The organism is Paraburkholderia sp. CI2 (genome assembly GCF_014201055.1).
GTDB lineage: Bacteria > Pseudomonadota > Gammaproteobacteria > Burkholderiales > Burkholderiaceae > Paraburkholderia > Paraburkholderia tuberum.
On record NZ_JACHDL010000009.1, the window covers coordinates 227,105 to 247,187 of the forward strand.

A 20,083-nucleotide genomic window follows, 5' to 3' on the forward strand; every position below is an offset into this window, starting at 1 on the left:
CCGCCGCGCGTGCTCGCGATTCCGCCATGAAGGACGAACCGGTCTGGTTCCTGCTGATCGGCGCGCGCGTTGCACCTGTCGTTGCCGGCCGGTACCAGCGTCGATGCGGAGATCGATCTCGGCACCACCGATGGCGCCTATTTCCTTCAGGCGCGGCTGTTCGTCAGTCTTCCCGGTGTCGAGCGTGACGTGGCGCAGGGGTTGATCGAGCGAGCGCATCTGACCTGCCCGTATTCGAAGGCGTTGCGCGGTAATGTGGATGTGCAGACTACGCTCGTTTGAGCGTCGCTGAAGGTGGTGGCGGGGCCGCGCCGAAGCATCGCGCGGCCCCGCGTATCTGCTATGCCAGCAGCTTCGAAAGCTACGCGGTGTCGGGTTCGAGCGGCCCGCTACGCCGCAGGCGCAACCGACGCTCCCGCGATCTTGTGCCGCGCGAGCGATTGCGCCACAAAATCCGAGGCCTTCATCTCTTCGACAAACGAACGCAGCGCGTGAGCCGCCGCTTCGCCGCGGCTCTTCGGCACACCCATCGCCTGCCGGATCACCATGAAGCGCTCGTCTAGCAGCCGCAGACCGGGAGTTTGCTTCGCATCGGCCTCGAGTTGCTGCTTCACGCCTGCCGCCACTTCCAGATGCTGCTCGATAAACGTCGGCACGACGCTCGGCGAGCTCGGCGCGCGCACGATTTGCGCTGATTTCAGCTCGCGCGTCAGAAACAGATCGTACGCACTGCCTTGGCCAACGACGACCCGGTTGTGCGCCTGATCCACATCCTGATTCGAGCGCACCGGCGAGTCGTCGCGCACCAGGTAGAAGCCTTCGATCAACACATACGGCGCCGTGAACGCAATCGTCTCGCCGCGCAACGGATCGATCGCGAAGAAGCCGAAATCCGCGCGCTCCTCGCCGACGGCCTGCACCGATTTGCCGGCCGTATCGAAGACCACCAACTCCAGTTCGACGCCGAGTTTCGCGGCGAACGCGCGCGCGAGATCGACCGATACGCCGAACGGCTCGCCGGAGTCGGGGTGACGATTGGCCAGGATTGGATTGCCGAGATTGATCGACGCGCGCAGCTTGCCCGTGGGCGTGAATGCGGCGACGACGGAGGGATCGATGGTCATAAGGCCTCTCGTGGCGATGGCGTTGGGGCGAGCGAAGTCTCAGGGTTCGAGGATTTCGCTGATGCGGGATAGCGCGTTGAGAGTATGCAGCAGATGCTCGCGCGTTGCTTCTGACACTTCTTCGTTGCGCTCGCGCTCCAAGAGTTCGGCAGATGGTCGATCTCAAGCCTGCTGCGTCGTCAAACTTTTCTGCAATGTCGACGGGAAGTCAAGACGCGTTTCGATGACCGCGGTCGCGTCGATCGGTCGAATGGTCAGAAGCTGGTGAAGGTCAATTATTGATAAATCTATCTGATGCGCATGGACTGTGATCAATTTTCAGAGTTGGTTGATTGCGGTCCGCACAAATCTGATGAACGATCGAAGCGGATGCGGCGGAATCATTGCCATCATTCTCAATAGGCGCCTGACTTGCGTCACTGGCGCATTTTTCATTAAGGAACACTGCAAAATGCCGGACACGCGACAACGTAATAGCAAGTTATATCGGTTGGTCACAGGGGGGCGTTATCGCAAGCCCGAACGACGGAATGTAATGGACATAGGTAGCGGGTCGGCCAGCAGCGTCGCACACGCGACATCAGCGATCAGCATTGCGGGCAACTTCGACCAGCGGTTCGCGCTTCGCGATGGCAACGGCCGTGCGCTTCTTGAGACGCTCCATGCGGTCCGTTTCCGACCGGGCGAGCTAAAGCATAGCGTCACCGATCAAGCGGGAGGTACAACCAGATACGCAACAGACGGCGGGCGAAATCTGGCCGTGTACCCTGGACATAGGGAGGCTTGATGCCGAGCGTCTATTACGCAGCGGTCGAAGGCGATCCGCTGACGAGCGGCGACGGTAGTCGCGTGTTTGCAAGCGAGAGGGTTGGAACTATCGCCGACCAAAGCGGTAGACAACGCCGCATGGCATTTATCGGCGATCACGCATATTGCTGAAAGTGCAAGAACACGGGCCCGATCACCTGTGGTGCGGGTGTGGACGACATGCGCCGCATGATTGATCTTGCAAACGGCGGGCGACGTCAGGCGGTGGGCGGTGACATCGTTCTCTGCAAATGCAGCGAACCACCGCGAATCATTGCAGTGCATGGGCGTCGATGAATGATCCACGATAGCGGTGCCGCCGACCGGATCGTCGCACGGTCCAACACGTCTACCTCTTTGTTTACGTCTCCTGTCGAGACTATTCCATGACCAGCAATTCACGCTGAAGGATGCAGGCGGTAACGCGCTCGCCGATACCAATTACACGGCCCGGCTTCCATCGGGCGCACTTGTTCACGGTATCACCGATTCGCAGGGACGCACCAGGCGCTATAGGACAGACGGCGTGCGGTCCATTCACATTTATCTTGGTCATAGGGGGCGTAATGCCTGATGCGCTTGGCACAGCACTAACAAATACCGACCCGAATTCGAGCGTAACAGTCCGATCGGACAGGCTCGGCAAGCCTTGGCGTTTTTCGACAGACGGGTATCAGTTTATGGCCGTCCTCGAAAGTGGCGTAGTAAATGGAACCTATCTTGGCAAACCCGTCGTAAACGGCTTTATTGTGAAGGTCTATGACGACGGTTACGGAATTCCGACAGTTGGTTTGGGGCATAAAGTGATCCCACAGGACAATCTCAGAATTGGCGATGTAATACCCGTGGAGCGAGCACAGTCTTTTTTTGAAGTAAATTTGCAGCCAATCGAGAAAGCCATAAATAACGACGTGCGGGTGCCACTCTATCAATACGAGTATGACGCGCTTGTGTCGATCCTTTATAACTCGGGGCCGTATCCACGTGATGGCGATGCGTGGTATCCGAAATCTCGCTGCAAGTATCTCGCGGATTATCTAAACCGCGGTGAATATGACAGAATGCGCGATGTAATTCGCTCGTTCGTCGCGCATCGAGTGCCATGGCGTCGTCGCCTGGAAGCGCAACTGTTTGTAACGGGGGTTTATGATGCGCGCCACTAGTATATTCGCGTTGCTCTGCTTGACCGCGCAGCTGACTTATGCATCCACATCGATCTACGGGTCCGCCTTCGACTATAAAAAGGCTCAGCCCGCAAGCATATATTTCACGGGAAAAAGCCCCGCGGAGATTGCGTCGTATTGCAAGAAGGAATATCTTGGGACGACGGATATATCGGCTTGTGCGCAATTCGATTACGAAATGGAAGCTAAGACCCTGAACAAGAAGATTGCCGAAATAGAAAAGGTAACGAAAGACTATGATCGCGAGCATCGAGCAAACGGAGAACCTGAGGCACTTCCTTTTTTCGAAAAGGCGCAAGCGAACTGGCAACGTTACAGGGACAATAATTGTTACTCAGAGGTTTATCAGGTTGGGCAAGCATCATTGCACTTTGTATACTTTTGGGACTGCATGACCCGAATGACAAAGAACAGGCTTGATGAATTGACCAGGCCGGACGCTGACGAATGACAAGAAGCGGCCCCGCGCCTGCGGGGTCGTGCCTGCAAGGGCAGGGGACGCCAGTTATCCGTGCCACGTCCCCTCACCCTTTCACCCGCCAGCGTTACTTCAATCGCGCAACTTAACCGCCGTCATCCGCGGCATCAACAGATGAATGATGCCCAGCGCAACCAGATACGCCGACGCGCCGACCGTAAAGAGCGCCCAATACTGCCCGGTGCGCTGCAAGGTCTCGCCGATCACGCCGGAAAAGAAGAACGAACCGACCATCCCCGCCACGCCGCCGATACCGACCACCGTGCCGACCAGCCGCTTCGGAAACACGTCGCCGACGGTCGTGACGAGGTTCGCCGACCAGCCCTGGTGCGCCGCTGCCGCGAGACCAACGGCGAAGACCGCCCACCACAGGCTCTGGAAATACGACAACGTTGCGATCGGCACCACGCACAATGCACAAATGAGCATCGTGAGCTTGCGCGCGAAATTCGGCCTGTTGGTGCGCGCCATCAAACGCGACGACAGCCAGCCACCCGCCACGCTGCCGACCGATGACATCGTATAGATAGCGATCAGCGGCAGGCCCATGTTGCCGATGTCGATATGGCGCGACTCATTGAGCCACTTGGGCAGCCAGAACAGATAGAACCACCACACCGGATCGGTCAGCAGCTTGCCGAAGACAAACGCCCACGTTTCGCGGTACTTGAGCACCGACAACCAGCCGACTTTCTGCTCGACGACTTCCTCGCGATCCGCATTGATGTAGTCGAGTTCTTCCTTCGACACCGACGGATGCTCCGAAGGCTGCCGATAAACGAGCATCCACACCGCCAGCCAGATGAAACCGGTCGCGCCGCCCGCGATGAACGTCGCGCGCCAGCCCCACATCACGGCAGCGATCGGCACGAAGGCCGGCGCCACGATGCCGCCGATCGTCGCGCCCATGTTCCAGAAGCCCGTCGCTAGCGCGCGTTCCTTCTTCGGAAACCACGTGGCGGTAGTGCGGATCGCAACCGGAAAATTGGCCGCCTCGCTGAAGCCGAGCAGACCGCGCACGGCCGCGAAGCCCGGCACGGTCGATGCCACCGCGTGGAGCATCGCCGCGAGACTCCACAGCGCCATCGCGGTGCCGTAGACCTTCTTGGTGCTGACGCGATCCGCGATGCGGCCGAAGATCGCGAGACCCACCGCATAGGCGACCGTAAACACCATCACGGTCTGCGCGTACTGCACCTGGCTCCAGCCGATATCCTTTTGCAGCAGCGGCGCGAGCAGCCCGAGCATCTGACGATCCATGTAGTTGATCGTCGTCGCGGCGAAGATCATCGCGCAGATGGTCCATCGGTATCGTCCGACGGCCGTGCGTGCGACGGCCGTCGTGGCTTCTATCGTTTTCATCGTGTCTCCTAAGGTTTCTGGAAATAGTGTCTATACGGTTGTTCGATGCAGTCAATGCGCGGAGGCGGGCATTCCTTCGCGCGGGCTCATGCGGGAGAAGAACACGACCCCGGCGGCCACCACCGACATCACCGCGAGTCCAGTGAGGCCGCCCTCGATCGAGCCGGTCTTCTGTTCGAGGAAGCCGAAGGCCGCTGGCGCGACGAAGCCGCCGAGGTTGCCGATCGAGTTGATCAGCGCCAGCACCGCGGCGGAAATCCGCGCGTCGAGATAGCCCTGCGGGATCACCCAGAACAGCGACGAGGCGGCCTTGAAGCCGATCGCCGCAAAGCAGATCGCGACGAACGAAAACACCGGGCCGCCCTGGCCGGCCGCATACATGCCGAGCGCGGCGATCAGCAGCGCGCACGCGACCCACGCCTGCTGGAACTTGAAGCGCGCCGCGAGCATCGCGAACAGATACATCGCCGCGATCGAGATCAGCCACGGAATCGAGTTGTACAGGCCGACCTGGAAATCGTTGAAATGGCCCATCTTGCGGATGATGCTGGGCAGCCAGAAGGTCGCGCCGTAGATGGTCAGCGATACCGCGAAGTAGATCAGGCAAAAGATCAGGATTTGCGGATCGCGCAGCAGCGCTCCTATCGATGGCTTGACCGGGTGCGCGGCGGCGCGCTGGCGTTGCTCCTCGCCGACCGCATCGAGCAAGGCGTCCTGCTCGGCGCGGGTGAGCCAGGCGGCGTCGCGCGGCTTCGAGTCGAGCCACAGCAGGATGAAGCCCGCGAGCACGACCGAGAACATGCCTTCGATGATGAACATCCACTGCCAGCCGCGCAGCCCCGCGCCTTCGATCAGCATCAGCCCGCCGGAGATCGGGCCGGACAGCACCGACGCTAGCGCCGAGCCGCTCAGGAAGATCGCCATCGCCTTGCCGCGCTCGTTGCTCGGCAGCCATTGCGTGAAGTAGTAGATGACGCCGGGAAAGAAGCCCGCTTCGGCCGCGCCGAGCAGGAGCCGCATCGCGTAGAACGACGTCTCGCCGCGCACGAACGCCATGCCGGCCGCGGCCAGCCCCCACGTGAGCATGATGCGCGCGAGCCACAGCTTCGCGCCGTAGCGCTGCAGCAGGATGTTCGACGGCACTTCGAAGATCGCGTAGCTGATGAAGAAGAGCCCCGCGCCGAGCCCATAGGCCGCCGCCCCGATGCCCAGATCGGCGCTCAGATGCTGGCGCACGAAGCCGATGTTCACGCGGTCGATGTAGTTGACGATGAACATCACGACGAACAGCGGCAGCACGCGCCATTTGATCTTGCGCACCGCGCTCGCCAGCGCGCCGGCGCGCTCGGGCCGCGCCGTGTCGGCAATCGGGCTACTCATGGGGGTTGTCTCCTTCGATGGCGACGCGCGTTGCGCGTCGCAGGGCTCGTAGGCGCGGATTGGAAGCGGGAGCTAAAAGCGCGGATTCTTGCCGGTGAAGCCCGGCTCGTACTTGCGCATCTGCGAGAGGTCATCGCGATTGCGCACGCCGCACGACAGATACTGCGCATGCAGTTCGGCGAGCCGCTCGCGGTCGAGCTCGACGCCGAGGCCCGGCGTGGTGGGCACGCGCACCGAGCCGTTGTCGAACTCCACGCGGCCGCCCTTGATGACTTCTTCCTCCTGCCACGGATAATGCGTGTCGCACGCATAGGTCAGGTTGGGGATGCTTGCCGCGACGTGCGTCATCGCCATCAGGCTGATGCCGAGGTGCGAGTTCGAGTGCATCGACATGCCGAGATCCCACAGCTTGCACATGCGCGCGAGCGTCTGCGTCGCGCGCAGGCCGCCCCAGTAGTGGTGATCCGACAGCAGGACCTTGACCGAACCCATCTCGGCGCCGCGCCGGAAATCATCCATCGTCGTGATGACCATGTTGGTCGCGAGCGGCAGGCGCGTGTGCTTCGCCAGTTCGGCCATCCCTTCGAGACCCGGGCACGGGTCTTCGTAGTACTCGAGCAGCTCGTCGAGTTCAGGGGCGGCGGCGATGCTCGTTTCGAGCGTCCAGTTGGCGTTCGGGTCGAGGCGCAGCGGCACGCCGGGGAACGCCCGATGCAGCGCGCGCATGCACGCGATTTCGTGTGCCGGTTCGAACACGCCGCCCTTCAGCTTGATGCTCTGGAAGCCATACAGCTCGATCATTCGCCGCGCCTGCGCGACGATCTGCTCGGGGCTCAGACCTTCGCCCCAGGCATCGGGTGCATAGGGCTTGTCGACGTGCTCGGCGTATTTGAAGAACAGATAGGCGCTGTAGGGCACGGCGTCGCGCACCTTGCCGCCGAGCAGGTCGACGACCGGCGCGCCGACGATCTGCCCTTGCAGATCGAGCATCGCGACTTCGAGCGTGCTGATGACCTTCGGCGCGTTCTTCGCCGAGTGCGAGCCCGGCGCGAGTTCGAATTCGACCGCGCCCGGGCTCGCCTTGATCGACGCTCGCACGCGCTCTTCCATCCGATTGAGGTCGAACGGCGACAGGCCGGTCACCAGCGACTTCGCCTGTTCGAGCACGCGCAGCATCGGTTCGTCGCCATAGGTCTCGGAGATGCCGACGCGGCCGTCGCTCGTCTCCAGTTCGACGATGGCGCGCAGCGCCCAAGGTTCGTGGATTCCGGCGGCGTTGAGCAGCGGGCCGTCGCGGAAGGCGATCGGGGTGATGCGCACCTGCGTGATGGTGATGTCGCGAGTCATGATGGCAATCGGCATAAGAGGAGTTTGATGGGACGGATGGTAAAGCACTAATGTATTAGTGCGTTACTGGGGTAAGTACCCATGTGCACTGTTCGCGGAATTCCGCTCGCAAGCCCGCTGGAAAGGGCGTGCGTCGGCTATAGTACTAGTGCCTCAGCGGACCGCCATGCCGGGTCACGCCTGCTTCCATGCTTCAGTTTCTGCCATGAAAAACCACGCTCATTCGTCGACGGTAACCCGGCTCGACCGCTCCCGCCACGCCGCGCCGCAAGTATTCGAACGACTGCGCGAAATGATCCTTTCCCTCGAACTCACGCCGGGTACGGTGCTGTCGCGCACCGAGCTGGCGAACCGCTACGGGCTCAGCCAGACGCCGGTGCGCGACGCGCTGATGAAGCTCGGCGAGGAAGGTCTCGTCGACATCTATCCGCAGCACGCGACGGTCGTCAGTCAGATCAACGTGACGTCCGCGCTGCAGGCGCATTTCCTGCGCCGCTCGATTGAACTCGAAGTGGTGCGCACGCTCGCGCAGCAGCGCGACGCCACGCTGATCGCTGAACTGCGCCTGACGATCGCGCGGCAAACGGAAGTGCTCGACCTGAAGAACTACGAGCAGTTCTCGCTGCTCGATCAGGCGTTTCATCGGCAGATGTACGAGGCGGCCGGCGTGCCGCAGCTATGGGATCTGGTGCGTAGGTTGAGCGGCCATATCGACCGGCTGCGGCGCCTGAATCTGCCGGTGGAGGGCAAGACGATAGCGGTCGTGCGCGATCACACCGAGATCGTCGATGCGATCGACAAAGGCGATGTCGAGGCGGCGCAGGCAGCGCTACGCAAGCATCTGTCGGGGACGCTGAGTCAGATCGATCAGATCCGCACAAGTCATCCGAATTTTTTGGCGGACGAGTGAGCGTTCGCTGAATCGCTGGCTACGGCTGGTTCACGGTCATTCTGAATGGACCGCCGTTCGCGGCCGCGTGGGATACCGCTTCGTTGAGCGGACCGCAACATCCTCGTTTTCATGTTCATCGAACCGGAAGCACGGCGGCTGGTGGATCGCGCACGACGCGACAGCCCTAGGACCTTGGTCCGATTGACGCGACAGCCACGCGTGGCACCCTTGTACAAAGCCGGAATACTCATATTCAACCTGTCAGGGAGGTCGCCATGTTTTCATGGAGCCGGGAGTTCGCGGTCACGGTCACGGCTGTGTTCGTGATGGCTTGCGCGGGAAGCTCCTGGGCAACCGAACAGGCTCAGCAGCGTCGCGCCGGACGTGACGTTCGCCAGGAGACACGCCAGGGTTCCCGCCACACGAAGCAGGAGTGCCGGGCCACGGACCAGAAGAGCAATTCGCAATGCCGGCAGGACAAGCGGCAAACCAAGCAGAACGGCCGTCAGGCGGCCAGGAATATCAAGTATTGAGCGTTTGCGTTCGCGTGCGCCAGCTGGGCACTGAACCAGCGACAGCAGGGGATGGCAGACACCACGTCCACCAGATCAAGCGGGGAAGCTGATGCGAGCCTGCCGATACGTAGCGCTTTGCACCGTGCCGTTCATGATCGTCGGCTGTAACACGCCTCCGATCGCACCGGGCAAGCCGGTCGATATCCCGACTGCCCTCGAGCAGGTTCTCCAGGGCCTGTGCAATTTCCGCAAAGATCAGGCCGGCCGGAAGCAGGATCTGGGCGCTGCAATCGACTCTATCACCGTGGAACTCGACCTGACCGTCGACGGAGCGAGAAATCCCCCGGTGGCGGTGGCACCGGATATCCAGTTCATTCCCACGGTTAGCTATGGTCAGATCATGACGGCAAACAGGGGTAGCAGACTCGTGCTTACGCTGAAAAACACTGGCAGCGGTGCCCACGGCGGCGACTGCGATGTCACCGCGCCGGCCAGGTAGGGACCACTTTCGCTTGCCATAGTCTATGGCTTTGCGAAAGCGGACAACTGGGCACTTGCCGCGCGTCGAACAGCGCGGCAAGTGCAAGCGTTGCACGTCAACCTTGGGCGATGCTCTCCCACGCGCCCGATTGAGCCGAGCGGAACACGGCATCGATCACCCGCATATTCGCGCGCGCATCTTCTAGCGGAATAGCCTGCGAGCCCCCACTCAGGATCGCCTCCGCGAACGTGGCGGCGGCTACGCCATATTGATCGCACACCGCAAGCTCCAGCCAGCGATCAGTCGCGACACCGTCGCTATTGTGCTCACTGATTAGCAGGCGCGTCGGTCGATCGTTTGGTGCATTGAATGGAATTTCGACTTCGATTCGCCCCTTGGTACCGTGAAATTGCATCCGCTGGTACGGATAGGTCTGAGTCGAGTAAAAGAAACTCGCCTGCACGCCATCGAAGTCCATCAGCACGGAGCCGAGCCGGTCCACTTTGAAGGTGGGATCCTGCTCCACCAGTGCAACTACGCGCCGTGGCTCACGCCCGATAGTGAAGCGCGACGTCGTGATCGGATAACAACCAATATCGAGCAGACCGCCGCCGCCTAGCTCGCTCTTGTTGCGGATATTGTGTTCGTTCGTGTTGTGATAGGTGAAACCGCCGGTCACTGCCCGCAATTCGCCGATCGCGCCTTCGTCGATCAAGGTCCGCACCTTCAACCATTGCGGATGCGTGCGAACCATGAACGCTTCCTGGATGTATCGGCCGTTCTTGTCGCGCGCGGCGATCAGCCGTTCAACCTGTTGAGCGTCCAGGCTGATCGGCTTCTCACACAGGACGTGCTTGCCCGCCTCGACCGATTTGATCGTCCATTCCACGTGGAGATGATTGGGTAATGGAATATAGACCGCGTCGATTTCCGGGTCCGCGAGGAGCGCCTCGTAACTATCGTATGCGACAGCCAGACCATACCTGGCCGCGGCTTCCCGCGCCTTCTCCGGAGAGCGTGACGCGATGCCTTTCACCCGACACTTCGGCGCGTTGTGCATGGGCACGACCACCTTGTCGTTGATCTTTGCGGCGCCCAAAATTCCCCAGACTATTTCATCCTTTGCCATGACATCCCTTTATTCGATTGCGTATCCGATGAGTCGAGCAGGCGGAACATTCGCGTGAGTCGACAAGTCGCGTGAGTCCGCGAACGACCAGAAGCACGCGATCGTATCAGTTTAACCGTGTCGCCCCGCGATACCCGATACCCGGTCCGACCGAAGGCACGATCGCGACTCGTCAGCTAGACCTCGGTCCGCCTGAGCAGATAGCCGAGGCCGCCCACCCGATACCATCGGTAGCCGAACGGCTCGAGCACCACCGCGTGGCGGCCGCCATCGTCGGACTCGCTGTGGTCGTCGGACAGAAGATTGATCAGCGACTGTCTACCCGGTTCGTCGGAGCTTAGGCGGAATTCGACGGTACACGCTTCGGCGCGGAAATTATGCAGAAACAGCACGGAGTTGTTACGCCACTGATAACTGAGCGCGAGCACATTGATTCGCGAGGTAGGCAGCACTTCGAAGTCCCCCCAGCTGATTTCCGGCACTTCCTTGCGCATGCGAATCATCCGCTCCGTCCAGTTGAGAAACGAATCGGGATCGCGTCGCTGCTTCGCCACGTTGACCCGCTCGAAGCCATAAGCCCCGCCGCAGATCGTCGGGACGGGCGGGTTTGAATGACTGGTAAAGCCGCCTTGCGGCTCGCCCGACCATTGCATCGGCGTGCGCGCACATTGGCGCTCGGGCAGGCGCAGGTCGTCGCCCATGCCGATTTCATCGCCGTACCGGAACACGGGCGTGCCGGGCAAACTCAACATGAGGCTGTAGGCAAGTTCAAGGCGGCGTCTGTCGCCCGACAGCATTGGCGCAAGTCTGCGGCGGATGCCGCGCCCATACAGCTGCATGTCGGGGTCCGGAGCGAACGCGGCGAACACTGCCGCGCGCTGAGCGGGCGTCAGCCGGCCCAGATCGAGTTCGTCGTGATTGCGCAGAAACACCCCCCATTGCGCGCTCGGCGGCCGTGGCTTCGTCGCAAGGAGCGCGTCCTTCAACGGCTTCGTGTTGCCCGTCGCGAGCGTGTAGAACGTGTTTTGATTGACCCGGAAGTTGAACATCATCGGCAGGCGCTCGCCCTCGTCGCCGAAGTAGTGGAGGTCGGTTTTGGGCGGCACGTTGGCTTCGGCCAGAATGATCGCATCGCCCTCGCGCCACTGCAGAAACTCGCGAAACGTTCGCAACATGTCATATTGCTCGACGGGGCGGCGCACCTTCGGGCCCTTCGTCGCGATGACGAAGGGCACCGCGTCCATGCGGAATCCGGAAACCCCCAGCTGGATCCAGAAGCCCATGATCTTCAGCAATTCCGCCTGCACATGCGGATTCGATGTATTCAGGTCCGGTTGAAAATCATAGAAACGATGAAAGTACCAGCGTCTCGCCCGCTTGTCGAAACTCCAGGTCGACTTCTGCACGCCCGGAAACGCGACGCCACGTTGCGCATCGGGCGGTTTGTCGTCCGACCAGACATACCAGTCGCGATACTTCGAAGCGGGATTGCTGCGTGCTTCCAGGAACCACGGATGCTGATCGGACGTGTGATTGACCACCAGATCGATGATGACGCGCAAGCCCCGCTCGGCGCACGCATGCGTAAGCTCGGCGAAATCGCCGAGCGTGCCGTACTTCGGGTCGACGTTGTAATAGTCGCAAACGTCGTAACCGTTATCGCGTCCGGGCGAAGGGTGGAAGGGCATCAGCCAGATCGTCGTCATGCCAAGCCCTTGCAGGTAATCGAGCCTGCGCATCAGGCCCTGGAAGTCGCCGACGCCGTCGCCATTCGCATCCATGAAGGTGCCTACCGAGAGGCAATAAATGATCGCGTTCTTGTACCAGAGGTCATTGAGCATAGGTTCCGCGCGTAGCGCCAAAACGATCGATCGCCAAGAGGAATTGCAATGTCGGAGCTTGCGTGGTGGCAACGCGGCGTGATCTATCAGATCTATCCGCGCTCGTTTCAGGACAGTAACGGCGATGGCATCGGCGATCTACCCGGCATCAGCGCGCGGCTTGAATATGTCGCGGCGCTAGGCGTCGATGCGGTGTGGATCTCCCCCATCTACCCGTCGCCCATGGCCGACTTTGGCTATGACGTCGCGGACTACTGCAACGTCGATCCGATATTCGGCACTCTGGACGGGTTCCAGCAATTGATGGGCCACGCACATCGGCTTGGGCTCAAGGTGCTGCTCGATTTCGTGCCGAATCATTCGTCGAGCCGGCATCCGTGGTTCGAGGAAAGCCGCTCGTCACGGGACGATCCGAAACGGGACTGGTATCTGTGGCGCGATCCCGCGCCCGATGGCGGGCCGCCGAACAATTGGTTGAGCCGCATGGGAGGCTCGGCGTGGGAGTGGGACGAGGTGACGGGACAGTACTACTATCACGCGTTTCTGCGCGAGCAGCCTGATCTGAACTGGAGAAACCCGCAAGTACGCCGCGCGATGGATCAAGTGCCGCGATTCTGGCTGGATCGCGGCGTGGACGGCTTCCGCGTGGACGTGCTGTGGCTGTTGATCAAGGACGCGCGGTTTCGCGACAATCCGCCCAATCCCGGCTATCGGCCCGGCGAGCCGGAACATCATCGGTTCTTGCAAAGTTACACGGAGGATCAGCCGGAAGTGCATGAAATCGTCCGCTCGATGCGAGCCACACTGGACGAGTACGGCGAGCGCGTGCTGATCGGCGAAATCTATCTGACTGTCCCGCAACTGGTGAAGTATTACGGCGTGAACGGCGAAGGTGTGCACATGCCGTTCAATTTCCAGCTGCTCAACGCGAGATGGGACGCGCAGAACATCGCCCGCATGATCCGGGATTACGACATCGCGTTGCCCGAATACGGGTGGCCGAACTGGGTGCTCGGAAACCACGACAATCCGCGCGTTGCATCGCGCGTCGGCGCGGCGCAGGCGCGGGTGGCCGCTGTGCTGCTGTTGACGCTCCGAGGGACGCCGACGCTCTACTACGGCGATGAGATCGGCATGACGGATGGCTATATCGCGTCAGATGAGATCCAGGACCCGGCGGAACTCCGGCAACCGGGCATTTGCCAAGGGCGCGATCCCGAGCGCACGCCTATGCAATGGGATGGCTCGCTGGCGAATGCGGGCTTTACGGACGGCAAACCGTGGTTGCCGATAGCGACGGCGACGAGCGTGCGCGAACAGGACGGCGACATGTCGAGCATGTTGTCGCTCTATCGGCGCCTGCTGAGCCTGCGCCGCAGCAACGCCGCGCTCGTGCGGGGCACGATCGAGAACGTCGTTGCTGACGGCGACGTGCTGACCTATGAGCGGCGATACGGCAATCAACGCCTTTTCATCGCGCTGAACATGGGCGTCGAAGATGCCACCGTGCAGTCGCGCCCGGGCATGGTGTTGCTATCGACGGTGAGTACGCGCATCGGCGAAACCTTCGTGCAGGGCGCCAATTTGCTTGCCGCCAGCGAGGCGGTCATCGTGTGCGATGCCGTGCGGCCAATTAATGGGCCGAACGATGCAGTTCGGTAGTCGTTCCACGAGCAATTGCGGAGTCGCCCGAGTGCGATCCGGCGGCCGCGTTCGCGCTCGAGCGTCAAAGCCGATCACGCAGCGGTCAAAGGCGCGGCGCTGGCACTCTCATCGATCGATGAAACGGTACTGCGGATGCGCGCCGCGATTCGCGCGTCGAGCGGCGTGTACACGAGCATGCTCAGGTCTGGCCGACCATCGACGGCGAACAGCGAATACTCCATTTCGATGGTCCCGAACGCAGGATGCAGCAGGCGCTTAACGTGCTGTCCTTCGCTGTGGCCGAATACCTGGTTTTCGCGCCACATGCGTTCGAAGTCCGGGCTCGCGCGACACAGATCGTCGACCAGATCGCCCACCTCGGAAGCGAGCCTCGCGCGAGCAACGTCCGCTCGGAACGTCCCCACGACGAAGCGCGCGACACTCTCCCAGTCGTGCTGTTTTGCCCGGACGGCCGGATCGCCGAACAGGAAGCGCAGGATGTTGCGCTGGCCCGGCGGCAGCGCGCTGTAGTCGGTCAGCACCACGGCTGCGGCGCGATTCCACGCGACGACGTCCCACGTCGCGGTCTTGATGATCGACGGGCTGGCATCGAGTGAATCGAGCACGCGCTGCAAGCGCGGGTCCACTGCGTCGGTGGACGGGTAGCGCACTTCCGGGGGGCGCCCGAGGCCCAGCATAAAAAGATGTTCGCGCTCGGTATTCGTCAGCATCAGCGCCGCGCAGATCCGCTCGAGCACCGCGGCGGACGGCGCGCCGCCGCGGCCCTGCTCGAGCCACGTGTACCACGTCGAGCTGATATTCGCGCGCTGCGCCACTTCTTCCCGGCGCAATCCGGGCGTACGCCTGCGGCCCGAGAAGCCGAAGCTGGCCGGATCGAGCCGCGTGCGGCGACTGCGCAGAAAGTCCCCGAGGGTTTGGGCGGTGTTCACTGGGATGATTAACCTGTTAGTCGCTTTACCGGGATAAGCTCACTACTTCAATAGCATAGTGAATGATCGCATAGTGCGTCGGCGGCTATTCTGGAGACTTGACCATGCGAATCTTTCTGACGGGCGCAACCGGGTTTATCGGCTCGGCTTTGGTGCCCGAACTTATCGAAGCCGGGCATCAGGTCATCGGCATGACCCGGTCCGATCAGGGCGCGCAGGCTCTCAGCGCAGCCGGTGCGGAGGTCCATCGCGGCACGCTCGAAGACACCGACAGCCTGCGCAGCGGCGCCGCGAAGGCGGACGCCGTCATACACCTTGCTTTCGACCACGATTTCTCGCACTTCGTGGAGAACTGCGAGAAGGACAAGCGTGCTATCGCTGCACTGGGCACGGCGCTGGCCGGCTCGGATCGGCCGCTTCTGATCACGTCGGGCACGGGCGTCGGCAGCCGCGATAACGGGCAGCCGGCCACCGAAGACGTGTTCAACACCAGTCACCCGAACCCACGCATCGGCTCGGAGCTGGCCGGCAACGTGCAGCTGGAGGCGGGCGTCAACGTGTCGGTGATGCGCTTGCCGCAAGTGCATAACCCGTACCGGCAAGGCCTCATCACGCCGCTCATCCAGATCGCGCGGGACAAAGGCGTGTGCGCATATGTGGAGGAGGGACGCAACCGCTGGCCGGCGGGGCATCTGTCGGATGTCGTGCGGCTGTACCGGCTCGCGATCGAGAGGGGCGAACGCGGTGCGCGCTATCACGCGGTCGGCGAAGAAGGCGTTAGCGCCCGCGAGATCGTCGAGGCGCTCGGACGCGGCCTGAAGTTGCCGGTCGTCTCGATCGCGCGCGGCGAGGCGCAGGCGTACTTCGGATGGATGGCGATGTTCGCCGCGCTCGATATGCCGGCATCGAGCGCGCAGACGCAGGCGCGTTTGGGCTGGCGACCGACAGGTCCGACGCTTCTCGCGGATCTGAACGAAGCGCGCTACGTTCAGGTGTCCGCGTAGCTTTCGCTGTCGCTGTCAGCCGCCGTCGCACGAGAACAAACCTGGAGCAACCATCGCCGCCATCATAGGTGTTTCATTACGCCACTCGCCAGCTTGCGCAATTCGTCGAACTGCGTGACGAGCTGGAGGCACAGAATAAAGGCCAGCGTCGCTGCGGGCGCCGGGTGGCGTTCGGTCCATAGCAGCACCGGCGTCGCGTAGCGTACGCGGATCGCATCCCGCGTCATCACCGATGTAATCACGATTCCCACCGCGGTGCCCACCAGCAAATCGGTCGGATAGTGAAAGCCGAGATAGGCGCGCGGAAGGCAAATGAACAGCGCAGTATAGAGAAGCGCCAGCACGCCGACGCGCCGCGACATCAGGAAGATGCCGGTGGCGACCGCCATCCATAGCATCGCGTGATCGCTCGGGAAGGAACTCCAGTTGGTCAGCACTGCGTCCTTGATTTCGCCGCTGGCAAAGCGCAGATGCAGTTCGGTGTCGTAGACGGGGCGCACCCTGAATGGCAACCAGTGAGTCAGCAGTCTTCCGACGACGAGCGCCACGATGCCGCTGACAAGCGTCGCGAGAACCATTTCTCGCCGCCATTCGCGGCACTCGTCTTGCTGAAACCACATCCACCACAGCACGGGAATGAGTACGAGGCCTTTGAAGGTGTACAGGTTGTCGATGGCCTGGATGGATAGAGTCGCGAAATGGCCGAAGTGTATGTTGGACAGATATGTTTCGATGGACAAATCGAAGCTATTCATTGTTTTCTAAAGAAATTGAGCCGGTCGCGGATGAGGGTCAGCATAATTCATCGCATGCACGGCATTTTTTGGCGCTTACTTTCACTGACAATTTTTACCGCGCAATTTCATCGCTAACTTTCAGTGACCCTGTGGACGCTCATAACAAGGGGAGGCGTGTGATTGAAATGCGCTCGTCCTGTCCAGCGCTGAGTCACCGCGCAGGATGCGGCGATACACTGTAGCCGGATCTTTCAAGGAGGCCGTCATGAAACTGGTCGACTGGAACATTCAGTGGGGATGCGGCGTCGACGGCCGCGTCGACCTCGGACGGATCGTGCGGGAAGCACGTGCGTTGTGCGACTTCGACGTCCTGTGTCTGCAGGAAGTCACGCGCGGCTTCAACGAAGAACCGGCGGCCGGCGGACTGAAAGGCGCGCCATCGTCCGATCAGTTCGCCGAACTTGCCGCTCTGCTCCCGGAGATGACCGTGCTCGATGCGATCGGCTCCGATCTGCCCTCGTTGGGCGCGAGCCGTCATCGGCGGCAGTTCGGCAATGCCATCGTGACCCGTTTGCCGGTTCGTCAGGTGCTGCGCCATTCTCTGCCGTGGCCCGCGGACCCCGCCAAGCCGTCGATGCTGCGCGTCGCGCTCGAAGCGGTGCTCGAAGCCGACGTCGCTCCGCTCCGAGTCATCAGCACGCACCTCGAGTTCTATTCGGAGAAACAGCGGCTCGCACAAGTGGCAAGACTGCGCGAGTTGCATCAGGAGGCGTGCGCTCACGCGCGCGCTCCCGCGCGTGGCGAAAAGCCGGACAGTCCGTTTGCCGATACGGCGCGCCCGGTCAGCGCGATTTTGTGCGGAGACTTCAACAGCGCACTCGAAGACACCGCCTTTTGCCGAATGCTCGAACCGATCACCGACGCTCCGGCGTTCGTCGATGCGTGGGCCCGCGCGCACCCAGGCGAGCCGCGTGCCGCGACGGTCGGCCTATACGATCGCGAGCAATGGCCCGACGGACCATTCGCGTGCGATTTCGTTTTCGTCACGGAAGACCTGAGCGCACGCATTGCATCGTGCGATGTCGATCAGCACAGCCGCTCGTCCGATCATCAGCCGATGTGGCTGGAACTGCGTTGAAGGGACTCGGCGTTACCGCCCCGTTATTGGCGCAGGAAAATCTGACCGCGTGATTCGGCGGGATGCTTAAGGTGCTGTTAAGGGTTGCTCTGCGATGGTTGAGCCTATGTTCAAGCCATGAGAATAGTGAGCACGTCACATGAATAGCAACCCGTCGCAAACTCGCGCGCATGCAGTCAGTAAAGTCCCGCAGATCACGCTGGGCTTCTGGATCATCAAAATCGCCGCCACGACGCTTGGCGAAACGGGCGGCGATTGGGTGACCATGTCGCTCAAATTGGGTTATCTGATCGGCACCGCGATTTTTGCGGTTATTTTTATTGGGCTGGTCGCAGGGCAGATCAGGGCGGAGCGGTTCAATGCCTCGCTCTATTGGGCGACCATCGTTGCAACGACCACGCTCGGTACCACGCTGGCCGACTTCTTCGATCGTTCGGTGGGAGTCGGCTATCCGGGCGGTGTAGTCATCGTCTTCGCGCTTCTGCTTGCGAGCGTGGGCGTCTGGTACAAATCGGAAGGTACGGTGGCGGTGCAGAGCGTAACCACGCCCAAAGCCGAGTGGTTCTATTGGGTGACGATCCTCTTTTCGCAGACACTGGGTACGGCCTTGGGCGATTGGGTGGCGGGATCGGACCGAGGCGGTCTGGGGCTTGGCTATGAGTACGGCGCTTTGATCTTCGGTGGGGGGCTGCTGATCGTCGGTGCGCTTTATTACTGGTCGCGGCTGTCACGGACCGCTATATTCTGGGCGGCGTTCATCCTGACGCGTCCGCTCGGCGCGACCTTGGGGGACCTGCTCGACAAACCCATTTCCCAAGGTGGGCTCGAGATCAGCCGACTCTATGCGTCGGTGATTCTGTGTTCGTTCATGGCGCTCTGCGTGATTTTCTTACCGCAACGTCCTGCTGGGCGAGCGATGCGGTAGATGGCGCGAAGAGGCTACGAATGTTCGGGAATAGCCATTGCGTGCCCGCTTTCGCCGCGACACCGACGCGCAGAACGAGCGCGTCGACCTATCGGTGGCGCGCCCGCTCGACGTCCGTTCAATCGAGGCCGACATGAAGAATCCGTGGACGAAGAAGAACCCGTTCCTGAGCATGTGGTTAAGCGGCGCCAATACCGTCGCCAACTCAGCGCGGGTAAGAACGACAGCGGCAGCCAAACGCGCGACCTCCGCATTCTGGAGCGCCGCACTCACCCCACCGAAACCGAAGAAAAGCAGAAAGGCACGCCGCTGAGCGGACTCGTCCGCTGTCGGGCGAATATGCCGGCTGGCGTGCGCGTCCGGACGCACGGCGTATCAGGATCGGGCGTTTCTCGACTCTCGGGTGGCGCCGCGTTGTTTGCCGTGTCTGCTCCTTCGATTACGGCAGCGACGAGTTTGACGCAACGCATTGGCACAGTGCCAGTTCATCCTCGCGAAGCTCGGCCTCGGGAATTTCGCTGCGCGCTCAAACTGGATGCGGTCCTGTCAACCCGGCCAAAACGGAAAAACGAAGGAGCGCCATAGTCGGCGCTCCGTTCATTCATGGGTTACAGCAGGCAGGCTTACTTGATCGCAGTCAGGTAAGAGCCGGACAGGAAGCGTTGCGAACGCGGAATGGTCGCCGTGTAGGCCTGAATCGCGGCGGCAAGCTGCGGACGAATCAGGTTACGGTTGTAGTCGTAGATCGAATAGCCGTCGCCTTCGCCATTGCTCGGATCGCCGTTACGCACGACATACCAGAACGCCTTTGCCACCGAACCGTTGTTCATCAGAACCTTCAACTGGTTGAATGCGGCCGTTTGTCCGGCGTCCGTACCGTTGGTGCCATTGTTGGTCTCGGTCAGCCAGATCGGCTTCGCGCCACTGCTGACGAGGTTCGACACCGTGGTCATGAATGCCTGCACCATCATGTCGTATTCGGCGCTGCCGAAGTAGGGGTGAACGTCGACGACATCGATCGTGGTGTTCAACGGGCTGGAAGCACTCTTCGTGTTGTTACCCATTGCCTTGATGTAGTCGGTCGCCTGGATCAGCTCGCTGCCCGCGGGCGGTTTCCAGCCGTTATTCGGGTACGCCGAGTTGTA

Annotated in this window: 19 protein-coding genes and 1 pseudogene; 11 read left to right on the forward strand and 9 right to left on the reverse strand. The window is 61.4% G+C overall.

What is annotated here, in order from left to right:
• Positions 1-57 precede the first annotated feature (57 nt).
• Positions 58-282, forward strand: a pseudogene (locus HDG32_RS15495) (peroxiredoxin); the annotation flags it as partial.
• A gap of 107 nt (positions 283-389) precedes the next feature.
• On the opposite strand, the gene HDG32_RS15500 reads toward HDG32_RS15495, so the two are convergent.
• The gene (locus tag HDG32_RS15500; RefSeq protein WP_184068472.1) at positions 390-1,124 is read right to left on the reverse strand and encodes an ABC transporter substrate-binding protein; all 735 of its coding nucleotides are present in this window, start codon (positions 1,122-1,124) and stop codon (positions 390-392) included.
• A gap of 1,373 nt (positions 1,125-2,497) precedes the next feature.
• Here HDG32_RS15500 and HDG32_RS15505 point away from each other — a divergent pair.
• Both HDG32_RS15505 and HDG32_RS36415 read left to right on the forward strand, forming a co-directional pair.
• Complete coding sequence (locus HDG32_RS15505; protein ID WP_184068475.1) at positions 2,498-3,094, forward strand: lysozyme; 597 nt, start codon at positions 2,498-2,500, stop codon at positions 3,092-3,094.
• A gap of 199 nt (positions 3,095-3,293) precedes the next feature.
• Positions 3,294-3,566 (forward strand): lysozyme inhibitor LprI family protein, encoded by a 273-nt coding sequence (locus HDG32_RS36415; RefSeq protein WP_260336484.1) that lies wholly within the window; start codon positions 3,294-3,296, stop codon positions 3,564-3,566.
• Between the two features lie 99 nt (positions 3,567-3,665).
• Here HDG32_RS36415 and HDG32_RS15515 read toward each other — a convergent pair whose 3' ends face one another.
• The 3 genes from HDG32_RS15515 to HDG32_RS15525 all read right to left on the reverse strand — a co-directional run bounded on the left by HDG32_RS15515 (position 3,666) and on the right by HDG32_RS15525 (position 7,682).
• The gene (locus HDG32_RS15515; protein WP_184068481.1) at positions 3,666-4,955 is read right to left on the reverse strand and encodes an MFS transporter; all 1,290 of its coding nucleotides are present in this window, start codon (positions 4,953-4,955) and stop codon (positions 3,666-3,668) included.
• A 51-nt stretch (positions 4,956-5,006) separates the two neighbouring features.
• Positions 5,007-6,335, reverse strand: coding sequence for an MFS transporter (locus tag HDG32_RS15520; protein WP_184068484.1), 1,329 nt, complete (start codon positions 6,333-6,335; stop codon positions 5,007-5,009).
• A 72-nt stretch (positions 6,336-6,407) separates the two neighbouring features.
• The gene (locus tag HDG32_RS15525) at positions 6,408-7,682 is read right to left on the reverse strand and encodes a glucarate dehydratase family protein (protein WP_184068486.1); all 1,275 of its coding nucleotides are present in this window, start codon (positions 7,680-7,682) and stop codon (positions 6,408-6,410) included.
• A gap of 205 nt (positions 7,683-7,887) precedes the next feature.
• Here HDG32_RS15525 and HDG32_RS15530 point away from each other — a divergent pair, with 205 nt between their 5' ends.
• From HDG32_RS15530 to HDG32_RS15540, 3 genes are all read left to right on the forward strand, one after another.
• Positions 7,888-8,592, forward strand: a complete 705-nt coding sequence (locus HDG32_RS15530; RefSeq protein WP_184068489.1) for a GntR family transcriptional regulator — start codon at positions 7,888-7,890, stop codon at positions 8,590-8,592.
• A gap of 257 nt (positions 8,593-8,849) precedes the next feature.
• Positions 8,850-9,107, forward strand: a complete 258-nt coding sequence (locus HDG32_RS15535) for a hypothetical protein (protein ID WP_184068492.1) — start codon at positions 8,850-8,852, stop codon at positions 9,105-9,107.
• Between the two features lie 133 nt (positions 9,108-9,240).
• Positions 9,241-9,588, forward strand: coding sequence for a hypothetical protein (locus HDG32_RS15540; RefSeq protein ID WP_084754269.1), 348 nt, complete (start codon positions 9,241-9,243; stop codon positions 9,586-9,588).
• 97 nt (positions 9,589-9,685) lie between these two features.
• On the opposite strand, the gene HDG32_RS15545 is transcribed toward HDG32_RS15540, so the two are convergent.
• Both HDG32_RS15545 and HDG32_RS15550 read right to left on the reverse strand, forming a co-directional pair.
• Positions 9,686-10,699 (reverse strand): Gfo/Idh/MocA family protein, encoded by a 1,014-nt coding sequence (locus tag HDG32_RS15545; protein ID WP_184068495.1) that lies wholly within the window; start codon positions 10,697-10,699, stop codon positions 9,686-9,688.
• Positions 10,700-10,875: 176 nt separating this feature from the next.
• A complete protein-coding gene (locus HDG32_RS15550) occupies positions 10,876-12,540 on the reverse strand; it encodes an alpha-amylase family protein (RefSeq protein ID WP_184068498.1) in 1,665 nt (554 codons plus the stop codon).
• A 48-nt stretch (positions 12,541-12,588) separates the two neighbouring features.
• On the opposite strand from HDG32_RS15550, the gene HDG32_RS15555 reads away from it, so the two are divergent.
• The gene (locus HDG32_RS15555; RefSeq protein ID WP_184068500.1) at positions 12,589-14,202 is read left to right on the forward strand and encodes an alpha-amylase family glycosyl hydrolase; all 1,614 of its coding nucleotides are present in this window, start codon (positions 12,589-12,591) and stop codon (positions 14,200-14,202) included.
• A 74-nt stretch (positions 14,203-14,276) separates the two neighbouring features.
• Here HDG32_RS15555 and HDG32_RS15560 read toward each other — a convergent pair whose 3' ends face one another.
• Positions 14,277-15,134 (reverse strand): helix-turn-helix domain-containing protein, encoded by an 858-nt coding sequence (locus HDG32_RS15560; protein ID WP_184068503.1) that lies wholly within the window; start codon positions 15,132-15,134, stop codon positions 14,277-14,279.
• A 104-nt stretch (positions 15,135-15,238) separates the two neighbouring features.
• On the opposite strand from HDG32_RS15560, the gene HDG32_RS15565 reads away from it, so the two are divergent.
• Entirely contained in the window at positions 15,239-16,138 is a 900-nt protein-coding gene (locus HDG32_RS15565) for an SDR family oxidoreductase (protein WP_184068506.1), read from the forward strand.
• A gap of 62 nt (positions 16,139-16,200) precedes the next feature.
• Here the strand turns inward: HDG32_RS15565 and HDG32_RS15570 are convergent, their stop codons facing one another.
• Positions 16,201-16,893 (reverse strand): phosphatase PAP2 family protein, encoded by a 693-nt coding sequence (locus HDG32_RS15570; protein ID WP_184068509.1) that lies wholly within the window; start codon positions 16,891-16,893, stop codon positions 16,201-16,203.
• A gap of 247 nt (positions 16,894-17,140) precedes the next feature.
• Here HDG32_RS15570 and HDG32_RS15575 point away from each other — a divergent pair, with 247 nt between their 5' ends.
• The 3 genes from HDG32_RS15575 to HDG32_RS15585 all read left to right on the forward strand — a co-directional run bounded on the left by HDG32_RS15575 (position 17,141) and on the right by HDG32_RS15585 (position 19,251).
• Positions 17,141-18,013, forward strand: a complete 873-nt coding sequence (locus tag HDG32_RS15575; RefSeq protein ID WP_184068512.1) for an endonuclease/exonuclease/phosphatase family protein — start codon at positions 17,141-17,143, stop codon at positions 18,011-18,013.
• A 139-nt stretch (positions 18,014-18,152) separates the two neighbouring features.
• A complete protein-coding gene (locus HDG32_RS15580; protein ID WP_184068515.1) occupies positions 18,153-18,938 on the forward strand; it encodes a hypothetical protein in 786 nt (261 codons plus the stop codon).
• 133 nt (positions 18,939-19,071) lie between these two features.
• Positions 19,072-19,251, forward strand: a complete 180-nt coding sequence (locus tag HDG32_RS15585; protein WP_184068562.1) for a hypothetical protein — start codon at positions 19,072-19,074, stop codon at positions 19,249-19,251.
• A gap of 310 nt (positions 19,252-19,561) precedes the next feature.
• Here HDG32_RS15585 and HDG32_RS15590 read toward each other — a convergent pair.
• On the reverse strand, positions 19,562-20,083 hold a 522-nt coding region (locus tag HDG32_RS15590; RefSeq protein WP_221307745.1), incomplete at its 5' end, for a glycosyl hydrolase.

Excerpts from the sequence above, each read along its gene's own strand:
- HDG32_RS15565 (WP_184068506.1), top strand. The coding sequence starts at position 15,239 with ATGCGAATCTTTCTGACGGGCGCAACCGGGTTTATCGGCTCGGCTTTG.
- HDG32_RS15505 (WP_184068475.1), top strand. The coding sequence starts at position 2,498 with ATGCCTGATGCGCTTGGCACAGCACTAACAAATACCGACCCGAATTCG.
- HDG32_RS15530 (WP_184068489.1), top strand. The coding sequence starts at position 7,888 with ATGAAAAACCACGCTCATTCGTCGACGGTAACCCGGCTCGACCGCTCC.
- HDG32_RS15555 (WP_184068500.1), top strand. The coding sequence starts at position 12,589 with ATGTCGGAGCTTGCGTGGTGGCAACGCGGCGTGATCTATCAGATCTAT.
- HDG32_RS15525 (WP_184068486.1), bottom strand. The coding sequence starts at position 7,682 with ATGACTCGCGACATCACCATCACGCAGGTGCGCATCACCCCGATCGCC.
- HDG32_RS15515 (WP_184068481.1), bottom strand. The coding sequence starts at position 4,955 with ATGAAAACGATAGAAGCCACGACGGCCGTCGCACGCACGGCCGTCGGA.
- HDG32_RS15540 (WP_084754269.1), top strand. The coding sequence starts at position 9,241 with ATGATCGTCGGCTGTAACACGCCTCCGATCGCACCGGGCAAGCCGGTC.
- HDG32_RS15500 (WP_184068472.1), bottom strand. The coding sequence starts at position 1,124 with ATGACCATCGATCCCTCCGTCGTCGCCGCATTCACGCCCACGGGCAAG.
- HDG32_RS15550 (WP_184068498.1), bottom strand. The coding sequence starts at position 12,540 with ATGCTCAATGACCTCTGGTACAAGAACGCGATCATTTATTGCCTCTCG.
- HDG32_RS15585 (WP_184068562.1), top strand. The coding sequence starts at position 19,072 with ATGAAGAATCCGTGGACGAAGAAGAACCCGTTCCTGAGCATGTGGTTA.
- HDG32_RS15545 (WP_184068495.1), bottom strand. The coding sequence starts at position 10,699 with ATGGCAAAGGATGAAATAGTCTGGGGAATTTTGGGCGCCGCAAAGATC.
- HDG32_RS15580 (WP_184068515.1), top strand. The coding sequence starts at position 18,153 with ATGAATAGCAACCCGTCGCAAACTCGCGCGCATGCAGTCAGTAAAGTC.
- HDG32_RS15535 (WP_184068492.1), top strand. The coding sequence starts at position 8,850 with ATGTTTTCATGGAGCCGGGAGTTCGCGGTCACGGTCACGGCTGTGTTC.
- HDG32_RS15520 (WP_184068484.1), bottom strand. The coding sequence starts at position 6,335 with ATGAGTAGCCCGATTGCCGACACGGCGCGGCCCGAGCGCGCCGGCGCG.
- HDG32_RS15570 (WP_184068509.1), bottom strand. The coding sequence starts at position 16,893 with ATGAATAGCTTCGATTTGTCCATCGAAACATATCTGTCCAACATACAC.
- HDG32_RS36415 (WP_260336484.1), top strand. The coding sequence starts at position 3,294 with ATGGAAGCTAAGACCCTGAACAAGAAGATTGCCGAAATAGAAAAGGTA.
- HDG32_RS15575 (WP_184068512.1), top strand. The coding sequence starts at position 17,141 with ATGAAACTGGTCGACTGGAACATTCAGTGGGGATGCGGCGTCGACGGC.